Annotated in this window: 15 protein-coding genes; 6 read left to right on the top strand and 9 right to left on the bottom strand. The window is 60.9% G+C overall.

Features of this window, described 5'->3' with window-relative positions:
- The 5 genes from M5J06_RS09700 to M5J06_RS09680 are packed head-to-tail and all read right to left on the bottom strand — an operon-like array spanning position 1 to position 8,387.
- The gene (locus M5J06_RS09700) at positions 1-3,213 is read right to left on the bottom strand and encodes an ATP-dependent helicase (RefSeq protein WP_250224535.1); all 3,213 of its coding nucleotides are present in this window, start codon (positions 3,211-3,213) and stop codon (positions 1-3) included.
- A complete protein-coding gene (locus tag M5J06_RS09695) occupies positions 3,206-6,382 on the bottom strand; it encodes an ATP-dependent helicase (protein WP_250224534.1) in 3,177 nt (1,058 codons plus the stop codon). The genes M5J06_RS09700 and M5J06_RS09695 overlap by 8 nt, the downstream gene beginning before the upstream one ends.
- A 3-nt stretch (positions 6,383-6,385) precedes the next feature.
- Positions 6,386-7,159 (bottom strand): hypothetical protein, encoded by a 774-nt coding sequence (locus M5J06_RS09690; protein ID WP_143334752.1) that lies wholly within the window; start codon positions 7,157-7,159, stop codon positions 6,386-6,388.
- Between the two features lie 32 nt (positions 7,160-7,191).
- Positions 7,192-8,133 carry a DUF3152 domain-containing protein gene (locus M5J06_RS09685; protein ID WP_250224533.1) on the bottom strand — a complete coding sequence of 314 codons (942 nt, stop codon included), beginning with the start codon at positions 8,131-8,133 and terminating at the stop codon, positions 7,192-7,194.
- 32 nt (positions 8,134-8,165) lie between these two features.
- On the bottom strand, positions 8,166-8,387 hold the full coding sequence (locus tag M5J06_RS09680) for a DUF3107 domain-containing protein (protein WP_070520196.1): 222 nt from the start codon (positions 8,385-8,387) through the stop codon (positions 8,166-8,168).
- A gap of 104 nt (positions 8,388-8,491) precedes the next feature.
- Between M5J06_RS09680 and M5J06_RS09675 the strand changes: the two genes are divergently transcribed.
- Both M5J06_RS09675 and M5J06_RS09670 read left to right on the top strand, forming a co-directional pair.
- The gene (locus M5J06_RS09675; RefSeq protein WP_250224532.1) at positions 8,492-9,880 is read left to right on the top strand and encodes a DEAD/DEAH box helicase; all 1,389 of its coding nucleotides are present in this window, start codon (positions 8,492-8,494) and stop codon (positions 9,878-9,880) included.
- On the top strand, positions 9,877-11,178 hold the full coding sequence (locus tag M5J06_RS09670; RefSeq protein ID WP_143334754.1) for an Rv3212 family protein: 1,302 nt from the start codon (positions 9,877-9,879) through the stop codon (positions 11,176-11,178). Before M5J06_RS09675 ends, M5J06_RS09670 begins: the two co-directional genes overlap by 4 nt.
- A 10-nt stretch (positions 11,179-11,188) precedes the next feature.
- On the opposite strand, the gene M5J06_RS09665 is transcribed toward M5J06_RS09670, so the two are convergent.
- Complete coding sequence (locus tag M5J06_RS09665) at positions 11,189-11,644, bottom strand: hypothetical protein (protein WP_250224531.1); 456 nt, start codon at positions 11,642-11,644, stop codon at positions 11,189-11,191.
- 577 nt (positions 11,645-12,221) lie between these two features.
- Here M5J06_RS09665 and M5J06_RS09660 point away from each other — a divergent pair.
- Complete coding sequence (locus M5J06_RS09660; protein ID WP_010189168.1) at positions 12,222-12,479, top strand: WhiB family transcriptional regulator; 258 nt, start codon at positions 12,222-12,224, stop codon at positions 12,477-12,479.
- 85 nt (positions 12,480-12,564) lie between these two features.
- A complete protein-coding gene (locus M5J06_RS12545) occupies positions 12,565-12,639 on the top strand; it encodes a 50S ribosomal protein bL37 (protein WP_100227335.1) in 75 nt (24 codons plus the stop codon).
- A 78-nt stretch (positions 12,640-12,717) separates the two neighbouring features.
- Here the strand turns inward: M5J06_RS12545 and rsrA are convergent, their stop codons facing one another.
- Both rsrA and M5J06_RS09650 read right to left on the bottom strand, forming a co-directional pair.
- A complete protein-coding gene (rsrA, locus tag M5J06_RS09655; protein ID WP_070520186.1) occupies positions 12,718-12,990 on the bottom strand; it encodes a mycothiol system anti-sigma-R factor in 273 nt (90 codons plus the stop codon).
- Positions 12,990-13,595: a sigma-70 family RNA polymerase sigma factor gene (locus M5J06_RS09650; RefSeq protein ID WP_070564913.1), complete on the bottom strand. Its 606-nt coding sequence runs from the start codon at positions 13,593-13,595 to the stop codon at positions 12,990-12,992. The genes rsrA and M5J06_RS09650 overlap by 1 nt, the downstream gene beginning before the upstream one ends.
- 37 nt (positions 13,596-13,632) lie before the next feature.
- On the opposite strand from M5J06_RS09650, the gene ybaK reads away from it, so the two are divergent.
- Positions 13,633-14,136, top strand: coding sequence for a Cys-tRNA(Pro) deacylase (gene ybaK, locus M5J06_RS09645; protein WP_250224530.1), 504 nt, complete (start codon positions 13,633-13,635; stop codon positions 14,134-14,136).
- Between the two features lie 935 nt (positions 14,137-15,071).
- Here the strand turns inward: ybaK and M5J06_RS09640 are convergent.
- Complete coding sequence (locus tag M5J06_RS09640) at positions 15,072-15,653, bottom strand: hypothetical protein (RefSeq protein ID WP_080986250.1); 582 nt, start codon at positions 15,651-15,653, stop codon at positions 15,072-15,074.
- 574 nt (positions 15,654-16,227) lie between these two features.
- On the opposite strand from M5J06_RS09640, the gene M5J06_RS09635 reads away from it, so the two are divergent.
- Positions 16,228-16,491, top strand: a complete 264-nt coding sequence (locus tag M5J06_RS09635) for a hypothetical protein (protein ID WP_101735968.1) — start codon at positions 16,228-16,230, stop codon at positions 16,489-16,491.
- Positions 16,492-16,548 lie beyond the last annotated feature (57 nt).

The raw sequence follows: 16,548 nt of genomic DNA, 5'->3' as shown, positions 1-16,548 counted from the left end.
CTACCTTAGACTCAACCCCGGTGGCGTGGAAACTGCAGAGCTTAATAGCTCAGCCAACCGTGCGCCAGTGGGCAAGTTCTCCGGCTCCAAGAGATAGTTCTCATGCACGTAGAAAAACGCCGCGCGGACGGTCTCCACGCCGTGGATGCGCCGCCATGCTTCTGCGTAGACAGCCAGCTGAATCTGCGCCGAGGCCAATGCGGCGCCCTGTGGACGGCGGCCGGTCTTCCAGTCCACGATGAGCCAGGAGCCATCCGGCTGCTGGAATACCGCGTCCATGCGGCCGCGGACGACGGAGTCCCCAATGGTGATCTCGAAGGGCGCCTCGACATAAGCGGGAGTGCGCTGTGCCCACTCGGAGGCCAGGAAAGAATCCTTGAGGGATTCCAAGTCATGGTCCGGTTCGTCGTGAGAGCCTGGCAGCTCATCCTCCCCCAGCAAGGCTGGGGAACCGAAACGATCCTCCAGCCAGGCGTGGAAAGCTGTACCGCGCTTGGCATAGGAGTTGGGCTTGAAGGGAATGGGGCGACGCTGGCGGCGCGCGAATTGGGTGGGATCCGCCGACATAGCCACCATGTCGGAGGCCGTCAGCTCGCCGGGTAGTTCAACATCGACTACGGGAGCTTGAAGGGCCTTGTGCTCTTCGATGAGCGCACTCGCCTCCTGCTCCCAGAGCCCGAAGACTTCGCCATCACGCAGCGACGGTAAGTCCTCCATCGCCGCGCGCACCGCGTCTGCTGCTTTCAGCGCTTCCGCTTGCGGGGTCAGCGAGGGGAAAGACGCCTCTGCAACCGCGCCTTCTGCTTCTTCTTCCGGAACCTCGGGGACCTCCCAATGGACCACCAGATCTGGGTGTTTATCCGCCAGCAACTGCAGGTAGGAATAAGGGCCTTTCTTGCTCTTGCCCTTCTTCTTATTGGTCCCGGAGCCTGTCACCGTCAGCGTGGACTCGGTGCGGGTCATCGCCACATAGAACAGACGGGCCGCTTCCTCTGCCTGGAACTCGCGGTTTTGTTCTTTGAATGCCGTGCACGCCTTGTCGAAGTCGGTGCGTGTCACCGCATCCTCGGGGACATCAATGACGTCCTCATCGCCTGGGGCTTTCTCGATCTTGGTCAGGAAGGTTTCCGCCTGCGCCTTGTAGCTCGAGGAATCCGCATGTGCCACGCAGACGTGCTCCCATTCCAAGCCCTTGGCCTTGTGCACCGTCATGATCTGCACGCGGTTGCGCACGAGCGGGACCTCTCCCAGCTCGAGTCCATCTTCCTTCTCCTTAGCCAGCTCAAGGTAGTCCAAGAGGCCGGCCAGGCCATCCCCGTGGAAGCCCGCGACGAAGTCAGCGAAAGCGTCGAGGTGCGTAGTCCCACCAGCCTTGCCGGAAGCGAGGACTTCGGTGCGCAGGCCGAAGAGTAGCTCAATGTCGGCGATGATGTCATTCAATGACTTACCCAGGGAATAGGTGCGCAAGTAACGCAGCTTGGAGGAGACCTCCTCCATGCGTTCCAATCCTTCGGCGCTGTAGCGATCGCGTTCGCCGAGGTCTGCGAGGGCGTCGGCAAGCCCCAGCACCTGGTCCGGGCCCTCCGCAGTGATCTCCTCGACCTGGATAGCCAGGTGCTCCAAAGGATCACCGCCCTCCCACCGCGTGCGGCCCTCGGTGGCGCCAGCCAGGTTGCGCTGACGCGAATGCAGCGCCTGGATATCGGCGATCCCCAAGCCGCACATCGGACCGGTCAGCACACGCAGTGCCGCCGCGCTGTCCTGTGGACGCACCAAGAGCGTAGCCACCGCCACGAGGTCTTGGATCTCTGGTTGCCAGAGCAGGCCACCCAGGCCGAAGATCTCATTGGGCACGCCAGCCTCATCCAAGGCGGCGGAGATCAATGGCGATTGCCTATTGGTGCGCACGAGCACGGCGGCGCTGAAATCCTCGCCTTCCGGCGTGGACTCATAGAGCTGACGAAGGTGCTCAGCGATGAAGGCGCGCTCCCCGTCCTCAGATGCGAAGTAACCCAGCTCAACCGTGCCAGCCGGTGCCGTGGGCTTGGGCGACAGCTCATCCACGGGGCGCTCGCCGGGGCTTGAGGAGAAGAGCTCCGAAGCCACGTCATTGGCCAGCCCCAGCACCGTCGAAGGGTTGCGCCAAGAGGTAGTGAGCTGATCCTTCGGCGCCGGGGTGCCATCAGGCTGCGGAAAGTCCGTGACAAAAGCCTCCAGGTTTTCGGCCGTCGCGCCACGCCAGCCATAGATGGACTGCATGGGATCACCAACCGCTGTAACAGATAGTCCCTCGCGCTCGCCACCAAAGAGGGAGCGCAATAGGATGCGCTGCGCGTGGGAGGTGTCCTGGTACTCATCCAGCATGATGACGCGGTAGCGCGCGCTTTGTTGCTCACCCAAAAGCGGGAAGTTTTTGGCCAGGGTGGCGGCGATGGACATCTGCTCACCGAAGGTGATCACCCCGCGCTCCGCCTGTTCTTTCTTGAGTGCTTCCACCAAGGGCAGGTACTCCAAGCGCAGGCGCTGGATATCCAAGTACTTCTGCAAGTCTTTACCGAACTCGCCTTTAGTCCGCTTGCTCTTTTCTAGATCCTCAGCGGTCTTTCGGAAGATGTCCTCGTGCTCATAGAGATCCTGCGGATCCTTGAGCTCCCCGTCCATCGTTTCCGCGAGCTTGAGCAAGGTCGCGGTCACCGTGGCCACCGCGTTATCGGTGCTCAGCGAGCCCGTGTAGTTGCTGACCACCTCGTGGGCAATGGCATAGCGTTCCGCCTCCGTGATGATGCGGGCATTCGGCTCCACTGGCATGAGCAAGCCATACTCGCGGACGAGATCGCCTGCATAGGAGTCGTACGTGGACACGTTGGGGGCGATATTCTCCACCGCCTCAGCCGCCGGGCTGCCCGGGGCAAGAATTCCAGAAGATCGCAGCGTCAACAGCTGGCGGCGGATGCGCTGCTCCAGTTGCTGGGCCGCCTTGCGGGTAAAAGTGAGGCCGAGGACCTGCTCGGGCCTCACCAGACCATTCGCCACGAGTGAGACCACGCGGGAGGCCATCGTCTCCGTCTTACCGGCGCCGGCGCCGGCCACGACGAGTTTCGGACCGAGCGGGCCATTGATAACAGCGGCCTGTTCCGGGGTGGGAGGAAAAGGCTTGCCCAGCGCGGCAGCAAGCTCCTCAGGGCTGAAGTGTTGAGCCGGATTCTTAGGCATTGGTCACCAGACCTCCTTCATTCATCACGGGGCAAATAGAGCGGATTGGGCAGCGATCACAATCGGCATTCTCGCGCGCGGTCAGATCCGGTCCGCGCAGCTCAGCCACGAGTGCGGGCAGCATTTGTGCAAATTCCGCAAGCTCTTCTGGGGGCTTGGTGGCTTGTTCTCGGGTGGGCACGGAGGCAGCGCTCGACCGCGGGAACACCAGAACACCACCGCCGCGCGGCAGGCCATCACCGGTCCGGATGGACACGTCATGAGATTCGCTACCTGGTTCTGCTGCAGCCCCGACGAGCTGGCCGTGTGCTAGCGCCAGCTGATACGTCATGAGCTGAGTGTTGTCCTGAGCGCTGGTCGCCGACGGGACTTTTGTCCCCGTCTTGAGATCCACCACAACATAGTCCTCGCCGGCTTTTGCCAGCCGGTCGATGAACCCACGGATGGTGACATCAGGACCGATATCCACGGTGACGGGAACCTCGACGCCCACGGGCTCGAGCGAGACTGAACTCGAGAGCACCCAGCCATGGGTGCGGTCGATGAGGCGTTCAAAGTCCGCGCGTTCAGCTTCCCGGTGCCACGCGGGGCCTTCGAGGAGCGAGTCGAAGGCATCCAGCACCAGCTGCTTTGCAGGCTCAGCGGCCGCGCCGCGGCCTAAAGCCTCCAGGAAGGCATGCGCCAGGTTACCCCGCACGAGGTTGATGTTCGAGGAATCATCTTCCACCAGCTGCCCCAACACGGCGTTGAGCGGGCACGTGAGCAGGGCATCGACCCGGGACGGCGATACTGTGCTCGAACCACGCAGCGGAAGCTCGGAGGCCACGCCGCGCGCGGCCCACCAGTGATCCGGATGCGCCCCTGGGACCCCAGCCTTTGCCAAACGTGCCAACTGCCGTACCGCTTGGGAGCGCTCCGCCTCTCCGGTTTCCGGATCGGTAGCGCAGCGGCGTAGCTGCGCCACGAAGGAAGGCACTGACAACACCGAGACATCGAGGGGATCCACTTCCTCATCGCCACGTGAACCGCTATGCAGTGTGACCGGGCTCGGATCCGGAACCTCGAGGCCCAACTCGCGCGGCCAGGCCTGGCGCGCCAAGCGCTTGCCGGCTTCCCGGCGCGCTTGTGCACCGGGAACATCGACTCCGCGTGCAGAAAGGAATTCGTCGATGAAGCGGGAGGGCTCCTCCACCACATCGCCCTCCGGTGAATCCACGGCCACGATGAGCAGGCGGCTCAAGTGGCGGGTGGTAGCCACGTGGAAGAGGCGGCGCTCCTCCGCTAAGCGCCCGGACACGTGGCTCACCGGTGTGCCAGGCGTGATGTCGCGGTCGATGAGATCGATGAGGTCTTCTTGCCCAAAGAGGGAGCCGGTCTCCCCCACCGAGGGCCATGTGCCCTCTTGAACGCCCGCCACAATGACGGTGTCCCACTCGCGCCCCACCGCGCCGTGCGCAGTGAGGATCTCTACAGCATCGGGCAAGGCAGCGCGGCGATCGCGCACGCCGGTAGGCAGCTCCTGCTCCGTGATGTGCAGGATGAAGGATTCCAACGATGCCGCCGGACGGCGCTCGGCGTAATCACCGGCAGCGTCGAACAACGCCATCATTGCATCCAGGTCGCGGTCTGCCTGCGAGCCCGCGGCACCACCGCGCAGAGCCGCTGCCTGCAGGCGCGTGTCCAAACCGGTGGCCTGCCACACCTCCCAGAGGACTTCCTCAACGGCAGCTCCCGCGCGCAGGGCCGCACGCCCAGCAGACAGCACCCCGCGAATGCGCGCCAGAATCGCTTCTTCGCGCTCCGTGAGGAGGTTGTTGAAGTCCGGCAACTCACCGTCCAGCAGCTCACGCAGCGATTCCATTCCGCGCTGCTCCGGCTTCCAACGGCGCAGGCCGCGGATGAGTCGGCGCAATGTTACCGGGTCAGCTCCACCGACAGGCCCGGTAATTAGGTCCTCGAGCTCTGCAGGATCGAGTTCGTTCTCCAAGGCGCGCAATGCCAGGAGCACTGCTTTGACCAAGCGCTGCTCTGCAAGCACAACGTCCGTGGGATTGATATGTACCGGCACGCCAGCGCTAAGCAGTGTGCGACGGGCGGGACCAATATCCCCGGTGGAGCGCACTATCACCGCGATATCGCGCCATTGCACCCCGTCTTCGAGGTGGCGGCGGCGAACCGTATTAGCCAATACATCACGCAAAGTACCGCGGGAATCCACAACGCTGACGCACGCCGGGGAAGGCGTGCGGTGCGTAGAGCTCAGACGCAGCTCGTTCTCTGCCTCCCAGGTGGTGAGGAATTCCGAGTTGGCACCGCGGAAGGCAAAGACCGCTTGGTCGGGGTCACCACCAATCACTGTGAGGCGAGCGGTCTTTGCCAGCTCAGCAATCAATTGCCCTGAGGTCGGGTCCAGCAGCTGGGCATCATCGACCACGATGGTGTGCCATGGATGCTCACGCAGCAGCTCCGGGCGCAAAAGAACCTGGCTAACCAGCTCCGCAGCGGAATAGGAATGCGAACCCGCCAGCGCCTGGGTGCGCTCATATTCGCGCAGGAACTCGCCCGCGGCCGCCCACATGGGCCGGGAGTAGCGCTGTCCCAACTCCTCCAAATCTGAAGGCCCCAGGCCGCGTTCGATGGAGCGCAGCAACAGGTCACGCAGTTGGCGCGCAAACCCCACGTACTCAAGGGCTGGGCGCATCTCCTCCGGCCACGCGCCCCTGCCATCGGCAGCATGCCCCTGGAGCAATTCACGGATCACCGCATCCTGCTCAGCACCGGTAATGAGGCGCAGCTCTTCCTCGCTGCCTTGGCGCAGGAGCGCAAAAGCCAGCGAGTGTACCGAGCGCACCATCGAGGTCTGTGCGGCGTAGTCATCGAGGTTTTCAGCTAACTCGCGGCGCAGCAACGAGCCGGATTCCTTGGACGGGGCAACGACAAGGATGCCGGAGGCATCGGCGCCGGCGTTCAGTTGTGCCAAGACAACGTCGATAAGCAGGCTCGATACTCCCGACCCCGCCGCTCCCAGGACTCGCCACGTGCCCTGTTGCGGCAATGGCACGTCCCACGTGCGCGTGGCGGCACGACGTCTTCGGGGAATAAGGCGGACATCCGGCGAGGGGGGAAGCGTGACGCCGGTACGTGTGGGGGATTCGCTGCTGTACTTCACGCCCTACAGTCTGTCAGATGTTGCGGACACGAGGGCCGCTTCTACCCTTTCGATGTTCGAACGCACGGTCGCCTTTGACCGCGGGTGCAGGATATTGACGTAACGGCGGTATGCCACAGCACGCAAGAGCAACTGCTGTATACCGGGCACTGACGCAAAGCGAGCACAAATCTCATCGTCCACCGCCCCCGCAATGAGGCCATCCACCATGACCACCGCGGCGGACCAGCCCACCGGGCGCGGGGCCGCGGAAGGCACAATATCAGTCAGCGCCGGCGGGTTAGCCCCGGAGAACACCGTGGTCCCCAGGACATCCACGTGCGCGGTGACCAGCGGAAGCCCTGCAAGCTCAGTATCGGAATAGGCCTCACCGCTCTCCTCCCAGGCAGCCCTCTCCGCCCGCGCAAAAACATCTTCGCGCCTATCCAGCGTGGGCAATGGCGCCAGCGCTAGGGCCTCATCGAGCCGCAGCGCCAACTGGGCAGTCTCATCAATGCGCCCGCGCAACTGCCCCTCCACGAACTGCGTGGCCTTCCACCCGGCAGCCGTGTAGCGCCCATCCGCCGTCAGCACCGGGCGGGCAATGCGCGCTCCCGGCAGGCTTAGCTTCTCGCGCACCTTGGCGGACCAGCCAGTCCACGGCCGAGCCTCGGCAAAGACAATATCCCCGACGCGAATCCCGTTATCCCAGGCAGGCCCCACGAGCTCTCCCTGCGTTCTGCGGGGATGGAACTCAGCGTTAAAGGCTGCAAGAACGGGCTCAGGAGGCAGTGGCATTGGGGAAACAGTCCTTTTAGCTTCGGGCCGATTTACTCGGGTTTAGTGTGATCGGAACTTGCGGGAGTCGGATAGGGCCAGGGGTTCGGCTCACAGGCGACATCCTCATCCGGATAGATCTCGTTTGGCTCTTTCTCAAAGAGCTGCGCGTTATTCAAGCTCAGCGTCTGCTGCATCATGACCGGTGCGAGTTTACCGGCGCCGCCACAGGGCTGGTGCGCGGCGAATCCGATGGCGTGACCAAACTCGTGGTTGATCAAGTACTGGCGGTAATTGCCCACATCCCCCTCAAATGGTGCAGCGCCCCGGACCCAGCGGGACTCGTTGAGGTTCACCGTGGACTCCCCGGTAATGGTGGTATGGCACGAGGTTTCTGATTCCAACTGCGCGCCGCACAACTTCGCCGTGGTCCCCAGCGAGGTCAGGCGGATGTGCGTATCGGGATTGTCATCAGCCTTGACGTGGATGAACTCAAAGTCGCCGTTGGCGGTCCACCCGCGGGGGTCGGCCAGGGTGGCGTCGACCAGCGCTACGACGGCCCTATCGCCGCCATAGGCGGAGGTGTCCACACCATTTTCGATTTCGACTGAGAACCGGATGGTTTGCTTCCCGCCTTTACCCGCATGCATAGAGGATGGGCCCGCGTCGCGGTAGCTTTCGTCTCCTTGTTCAGTGAAATCACCGCCGGCGGGCAAGCCATCCTTGGCTGCGGCAACTGCGCTGGCATTGGCGGGATCAGGCCCCTTGCGCGAGGATGCGTCGGCAGCCGCAGTGCTTGCCGACGTCTCCCCTGCCGCCGAGACCTCCGCTTCCTGGGCCGGCGAACGAAAAACATCAACCACCACCCACACCGTGATGACGACCATGACGGGGATCGCCACCACTCGCCACCAGCCGTACTCGCGAGCGAAACGCTCCACCGCCGAGACGAACTGTGGGCGCTGCTTAAGTTCCGCGGGATTATCCATGGCCATTTAGGCTACCCGCTGAGGCAGCGAGCGCGTACTTAGCCTGCGAATCCAACGGTGTGGGCGCGCACGGTGCCGATTTCCACGTAGACCACACGCTCGGTCCGCACGATATAGGTGCGGCCCTTGGTGTCCTTCAATTCGAGAGTGGAGTTCTCCCCCAAGGCGTTGTTGATGGTCTGGGTCAGCTCTTCTCGCTCACCATCCGCGTGAATGACCAGTTCGCGGGCGGTATCGGCGAAGCCAAATTTGATGTCCATGTGGTGTCTACTCCCTTAGATCGTGTTCTTTAGTCTGTGCCGTGAGGCCTGCGCCCCCGGCGCTCTAATGGCCCCACTATAGCCACGTCCTCTACTATCAAGGTGTGCTTGCCCCGAAATCATCCCGCGATTCCCGCGAATCCCCTACCTTTGCCGAGCTCGGCGTCGCCGTAGAGATCTGTGATGCCCTCGCTGAGAACGGGATTACGCACACCTTCGCCATCCAGGAGCTCACCCTGCCCATCGCCCTGAATGGCCACGACCTCATTGGCCAAGCGCGCACCGGCATGGGCAAAACCTATGGTTTCGGTGTGCCGTTGCTGGATCGCGTTTTCGATGACGCCGACATCCCGGAGCTCGACGGCACTCCCCGCGCGCTGGTCATCGCGCCGACCCGTGAGCTGGCCATCCAGGTCAGCGGGGACCTCAAGGTTGCTGCCGCCAATCTTCCGCTCAGCATCGTCACCCTGTGCGGCGGGCGCCCCTATGAAGAGCAAATCACACAAATCAAGAGGGGCGCGGACGTCGTCGTGGGCACTCCGGGCCGCCTGCTCGATCTCTGCCAGAAGAAGCACCTGTCCTTCGAGCAGGTCAGCGTTCTGGTTCTGGATGAGGCCGATGAGATGCTGGACTTGGGCTTCCTGCCGGATATTGAGAAGATTCTCTCCCTCCTGCACGGCAACCCGCACCAGACCATGCTCTTTTCCGCCACCATGCCCGGGCCCATCGTGACGCTGGCCCGCACCTTCCTCACCAAGCCGGTCCACATTCGCGCCGAGTCCGGCGACGCCCAACAGACCCACTCCTCCACGCGCAAGGTCACCTTCCAGGCACACCGCATGGACAAAATCGCGGTCTTGGGAAAGATCCTGCAGGCAGAAGGCCGCGGGCGCACCATCATTTTCACGCGCACCAAGCGCTCGGCAGCCGCCGTCGCAGACGAGCTAGCGCAGCGCGGCTTTAGCGTGGGCGCGGTCCACGGCGATTTGGATCAAAAGGCTCGCGAGCGCTCGCTCTCCGCCTTCCGCGAAGGCACCGTGGAGATTCTGGTGGCCACGGATGTCGCCGCTCGCGGCATCGACGTCGATGATGTCACCCATGTCATCAACTATCAGGTGCCGGATGACCCCATGACCTTTGTCCACCGCATTGGCCGCACCGGTCGCGCTGGCCACACCGGCACGGCGGTAACGCTCGTTGGCTACGATGAGCTGAGCAAATGGCAGGTTATCAACGATGAGCTTTCTCTGGACCAGCCCGAGCCGCCACAGTGGTTCAGCACCTCTCCTGAGCTTGCGCAAGCGCTCGATATTCCCGAGGACGTTTCTGACACCGTTGGTCCGCCCACCAAGGTGCTGGGCGCAGCGAAGCGTTCGGGCTCGCGCAGGGAATCGCCGCGTGGAAGCTCCTCGCGTTCCTCTGCGGCTTCCGCCCGCGCCTCTCGCCGCACCCGTTCCCGCAAACGCAATCCCCATCAAGGAGGGCATCGATGAGCACCGAGCACACCCAGGAAACCCAGCTGGATAAGGCCCGGGCAAAGGTCGACTCGTCGAAGAAGGCTCCCATCCTGCGCTCCACGAAGGCGGACTGGATTGCCGTGGGCGCGATCAGTGCGGTCTGTGCCATCGCCATCGGCGGCGCGGTCATCACCGCACCTATCCACAAAGCAGAACTGACCCCGGCGGTGGACGCCGCGTCCGGCGATGAGCCGCCGCTTATCGACGCCACCCCGAGCTCCCTCACCGAAGCCTTCAGCCTTCCCAACACTCTCGTGCCGGGACAGGCTCGCGCGGTATCCTCCAACGGCCTGTTGATCACCCATGACGGCGATATGCTCAGCGCCTCGAACGCCTCCGGCGACGAAGTGTGGACCTACCAACGCCGCGATGCCGACCTGTGTTCGCTCACCACTGCGTGGAACAAAATTGTGGCTTCCTATGACGCAGGCAATGGTTGCGGCGATGTAGTGGCGATCGATGCTGCCACTGGCCAATACTCCGATACCCGCAGCGCCCGCAATTCCGAGGAGGTGGTCCCCATCATGTCGAATGACCGCGTGGGCACCGTTTCCGCAGAGCGCGTCGAGCTCTGGCGCTCGGATCTTGTGCGCTCGGTTGAGTACGGTGATGTCGACGCCAAACAGGAGCCAAACCTCCAGCCCCACGAGGACTGCGCCATCACCTCAGCGCTGACCCGCACCGAAACACTGGGTGTCACCGAAACCTGCCCAGATTCCCCGGACTCCACGTGGCTGCGCATTCAAAATACCACCCCTGAGGATTCCCGTTCTCCGGAAATTTCAAAGGACATCGATATTGAGGATCCCGGTGCGCGCCTCATCGCCTACGGCCAAGAGGCAGCCGCGGTCTTCCTCCCCGGCGATTCACCGCGCATCGTCTCCTATAGCTTTGAAGGTGAAACACTGTCGTCCACGGACGTTGAGCCTTCGAAGTCCATCACCAACGCCGCGTCCCCCTTTGCGCCCGCGATTGCGGATCTGCCGCACCACATGTCGTGGTTCGACGGCGAGCGTCTCTACCTCTTTACCCCTACAGAGCTCAAGGTGGATCACATTCTCGAGCAAGCGGTGGGAACCGGCGTCGCAGTCGACGAACGCCTACTCGTCCCCACTGAGGAGGGGATCGACGTGGTGAACTGGTCTACCGGGAAAACCGAGAAAACCATCCCCGTTGACCGTGACGGCTATTCCGGCCCGATTTCGCTAACGCTAGCGGGCACGGTCATTGTTGAGCAGCGCGGCGACACGGCTGTGGCGCTCACCGCCGCCTAGGCATGCCCTACTAAAAGTGGCTTTCAGCCCACTGCGCCGCCTCGGGCCGCGCCATAAGCAGGTATAGGACAAGCCCTGCGCTTGCCAAGGTCACGATGCCAAGCAGCACTGAGCCGCCACTAAACATCTGAAAAGCCATGGCGCCAAGAATGAATTCCACCAGCACGATGGCTCCGCGGCCCCAGCGTTTGCCTTTGACGAAGGCCCACGAGCCGACGATGACAAAGCCGAACACGGTAAAGATGAAGATGGCAGTGCCCAGGCCCACAAAGCTCGATGCGCCGGAATCGGACACCATGGAGCCATTCTCAGCGCCAGCAATCTCACGGACAATGAGGAAGATGCCGAAAATAATAACCGCGATGGATTGGACCACGGCGATGCCGGCAGCCGCCATCACCGTTCGCGGTGCACGGTTTCCGGCAGCTCGGTCAGGTGTAGTCGAGGGCTGGTTCTTCTTATTCACGGGCGTTTAGTCTACTTCCCTGCCCCATGGTTTAGGCAGTCTCCACGCCAAAGCTTCACCCACTGCCAATTCAGTTACCGCGGTACTCGTACTTCCTGTACTCAGCTTCGGCTTTCCTCCTGCTGTGTTTTCGGGGGCAGCGAGGAGGTTCTGGATTTGACGCGATCCAGGTCACCACACTCACCCCAATCTCCCTGTCGCCGCAGGTAGAGGAACTACTGACAGGCTTCTTACAGCCGCCCACCCATTAGAAAAGTGCAAATTGGAAGAATTTATTTAGTGACGTTGGACACTTTTACCCCTTTACCCCTAGCGGACTTTGAGTAAACGTGTCATTATTCTCAGGTAGCAAAAACAACGAGCTGTTAAATCAGTTCTTAACCCGGAGAATCCTTCGGGTTAACAGAAAGTGAACCACGGCGGCGTCGACGCTGGCCCTAACTCGAGACAGGGCCCCACTGACCGCAGACCAGTCCACTTACACCCAGTAGCACTCAGTTCAGTTCACCACCGTGGACTGCCCTTAGTGCGCCTACTTCGCCCACTGCTGTCAAAAATTTGTTAGGAGATTTCAATCATGGATTGGCGCCACGAAGCCGTTTGCCGCGACGAGGACCCAGAACTCTTCTTCCCTGTCGGTAACTCCGGCCCCGCACTCACCCAGATCGCTAAGGCCAAGCTGGTCTGCAACCGCTGCCCAGTTGCCTCTTCCTGCCTCAAGTGGGCCCTCGAGTCCGGCCAGGATGCCGGCGTGTGGGGCGGCCTTTCTGAGGAGGAGCGCCGCGCTATCAAGCGCCGCAACCGCAGCCGCGGCCGTGCCCGCGTATCTGCCTAAACAGACACACCCCCGATTAACACCCAGGCATACCCTGCCGCTACAGTTGAATAAGTTCATTTACCCTTAACAGAAGGAGTACGCGATGAGCAAGCGTGGCCGTAAGCGCAAGGATCGCCGCAAGAAGTCCGCTAACCGCGGCAAGCGTCCTAACGCATAACGTCAGCATTCAGGGCTCGTTCCTCACCCCAACACCGTGGGCGGGAACGAGCCCTTTGCTTATCCCCAGGTAATTTACCTATCCCCAGGTAATTTCAGTCCTCGTAATCTGCACGCTAATGCGCTGGCGCAGCGACTGCGGCGCAGCCTGTCCCCCACAGCACTTGCGTACGAGTGCCCGAACTACTTCCTCGCTCTCAAGGCGTTGCTGGCAGGCATCGCACTGCGCGAGATGCTCGCGGATTGCCATAGCTCGCGCGTAGCTCGTCGACTCATCGAACAGTTCCCTAAAGAGCGCTTCAACCTCCGGAGAGTTACACGCACCGCAATTGCGTCCTGTTGCGCGTTCCATTACTTCTCCTCCATCTCTGGGTGGTTGCGACCAATGCCTTTTTCTCGTGCTACGTCCTTCAACGCCGCGCGGAGCAATTTTCTTCCGCGGTGGAGGCGACTCATCACCGTTCCCAACGGTGTGCCCATCACGTCCGCAATTTCCTTATAGGCCAGACCCACTACATCCGCGTAGTACACCACCATGCGGTAGTCCTCCGGCAGGTCATTCATGGCCTCGGAAATCTCCGAATCCGGCATCTGCTTGAGGGCCTCCACCTCCGCCGATTCCAGGCCCGTGGAGTCATGTCCGGCCGTGGTGTAGAGCTGAAAATCGCTCAGCTCATCCGCTGAGGATTCCAGCGGACGGCGCTTGGCCTTCCGATAGGAGTTGATGTAGGTATTCGTCATGATGCGATACAGCCAGGCCTTGAGATTCGTCCCCTGTTTGAAGGAATCAAAATTGCTATAGGCCTTGAGGTAGGTCTCCTGGATGAGATCCTCTGCATCCTGGGGGTTGCGCGTTAGGCGCATCGCTCCGCCATACAGTTGATCCAGCAAGGGCAAGGCTTGCTCCTCAAACAATCGCTGTTTCTGAAGCGTCTCGCTCGTCGTTTCGGTGGCCATGCTCACCATCCTAGCGCTCCGGACTAGGGTGGATTCTATGGCCAAGAAGACCCCGCACGCCGCTACCCCCGCTCTCAAAATCCTCGAAGAGGCAGGAATCGGCCACAGTGTCTCCACCTTCGACGGTGGCCGCGAGCACTTTGGCGACGCAGCCGCGGCGGCGCTCGACGTCGAGCCTGAGCGCATCTTCAAAACCCTCGTCATCGACCTGAGCGCCGGCAAAGGCCCCAAACGCCAGCTCGCCGTGTGCGTCCTTCCGGTTACCAACCAGCTCAGCCTCAAGAAGGCCGCCGCTGCCTTCGGCGCTTCCAAGGCCACGATGGCCGCGCCTGCCGACGCCTCCAAATCCTCCGGCTACATCCCCGGCGGCATCTCCCCGCTGGGGCACAAGCACATCCTCCCGACAGTGGTTGATGAAACGGCACTACTTTTCGACACCATCTTTTTCTCCGGCGGCAAACGGGGACTCGACATCGAGATGAACCCGGAGGATCTCCCCCGCGTGCTCGACCTTTCCTTCGCTGACGTGCTCGCCGAATAGAACTCACACGCTAGGACTGTGATGTCTAGTGGCTTTTTGGACGTTTACGGCAGTGAAATAGCCGTACTAGTCAAAAATCTTGACATCACGGGGACGTGCCACCTATAGTCAGAGTCAGAAAGTAAGGACATGGTCCCTTGCTATGACTAAAAAGGGTCTTCTGGACGTATGCGCCAGATGGCTCTTTTTTATTGACCAGGACGCTTATTAAATAGGCCGGGGCTTAAGGGGGAAAGACGGGCGGCGTTCTTGCCAGCGGGGCACACAGGGAGCAATCCAGGGGTGTCGATTTGGGGTAGTTGGTACCGCGAGTCCGCGTAGTTGGTACCGGTGTTCCGTGTATCCGGTACTACAAGGGGTTTTCTTTCATAGTTGATGTTGGCGACACCACAATCCGCTGGTGTTGCGTCAACTTCTACTTGGAAGGAGCTGGTCCTTGTGGCCAACTTCAAGCAGATCATTGCGATGTGCCTTGATGATGCTAGCTAGGCGCAGATCACACACGCATTGGGGTGTTCACGACGGGAAGTATCCCGTGCAAAGAAAGTCATCTCTGATGAGGGTTTGACTTCAGAGATTTTCCGTCAGCTCCCGCCGGGGTGGTTTGATGATCGATTCAGTGATGGCCGGAGTAAGAGGTCTTTGTCCTATGACCTGCTGTATCTCGGCGGGGCATGTCGGCGTCAACGTCTAGGGGTATTGAGCAGAGTGATATTTAGCCCGCTGCGTTCGGCTTGGTCGATGTGGATTTGGTCAGGAAACCAGGATGAGGCCGCCGATCCAGCTAAGGAAACGGACGGGGCCTATCGGTGCCAAATGGTGCTAAATGGTGCCAAATGGTGCTACCCTAGTGTTATTGCCACCTGTTACGACAGGATCGGAAGAAGACCCTGGGACCCCAGCCGGACGACTGGACTCAGGGTCTTCGCCTGCCTCTAGAGGGAATCCGGGGTGGGACGGTTGAGGACCACTTTCTCGTGCAGCTTCTCCCAGTACTGCTCTTCCCCTAGATGGACGGAGTTCAGTGCTCCCAGAACGGCATCTGGAATCCAGAGCAGGGGATCATCGCCACCGCGTACGTGTCGCAGTCGGATGCCAGCACTTTGTCCTTGGCCCTGCAGGGCAACTATATGGGCGACGTCTCGCCTGTTTTGTGCTTCTTGCCGGCTTTCCAAAGTGACGTTGTGGACGTGCATCTCGGAGAGCTCGAAGTACATCTGCTCCAAGCATTTCCTGCGGTGTCTCTCCGTCTTCTTGCTCACTTCACTCTGGTGGGTGATGATCGCTTGCATGGAGTCGATCTCAGAAAGGGTGTCCACGATTTTTCGGCGTCGGCTATTACGTTCGTCGGTCCAGTGAAGTTTGACCTGGCCAGGAAGTCGTAGTGGACGCAGCTCCTCGCGTATTTTTTCCAAGTCTTGAGTGTCGATGATGGCTGCACACACCATGTACTCCTGCCGGTCTGGGGGTCTAAGGGCGGAGGACTCATCGATGTAGGCGACTAGCTGTGATTCCACCCTGAAATTGTAGCCCGTCCGGGCCGACGCACCCCTCGGCCCGGTACCAACTACCCGGAACACGGCAGTACCGAGTCCCCAGAACACCGGTACCAAAAACTCGCATCTGACAAGGGGTACATAATTCTCTCCCCCCTTGCCAGCACTACTGACTAGTTAAGAGCGTAGCGTTGCACTCACTATCCCGCAGGCCTACTGATTCGAGATGAGCTTCTCATAGTTGGCGAACAACAGCTCCTGGCGCTGACGCTCAGTAGTCAGCTTGCGGGGCGCACCAAACGCTTTGTCTACTTCTCGATTTTCCATTGCTCAATGTGGGCTAGCCACCGGAGTTTGAATTCGGTGAGGTTGTGGCGAATGGTAGCGCGGTCAAAAGCAGTCGTCGGGGCGATAACCGCTAAGCATATAAGCCCACACACTGTCTGCCCGCCCAGGCAAGCACTGTAGACCTCTTCCCTACTCGGGAGGCTAAATATCGCTTACGGAATTCGCCCCCTAATTTCTGAAAAATGCAGCACATAGGCTGTGCACACCCTCCCGATAAGATCAATCCCCACCCATAGAAAGGAGAAAAATGTACATAGTCATCATCCTGGCTGCGCTAATGTGCGCCACTGCTCTAGCCATCCAGACACTACGCTATGAAGACCCGCACGATCGTATGCAAGTGGCCCTGATTGGAGGCGGAATAAGCCTGGCAATGATCCTGGGTGCCGCTGTCATCTTCTCGCTCGCCGGACTCCGAGTAGTTTTTTCGGCCCTAATTATTTCCCTCGGTTTGCTCGCCCTGTGGACGCTCATTTTCGTAGCCTGCCTAACCGAAAAATCAAGCAGATAAAAGACTTTTACCAGTAGACACGCAACCGGGATCGTGGGTACGCGTAAGCCATGGCAC

Source organism: Corynebacterium intestinale (assembly GCF_023574125.1).
GTDB lineage: Bacteria > Actinomycetota > Actinomycetes > Mycobacteriales > Mycobacteriaceae > Corynebacterium > Corynebacterium hesseae.
Note: the sequence above shows the minus strand (reverse complement) of the source record. Positions and strands in the feature narration are given on the sequence as shown.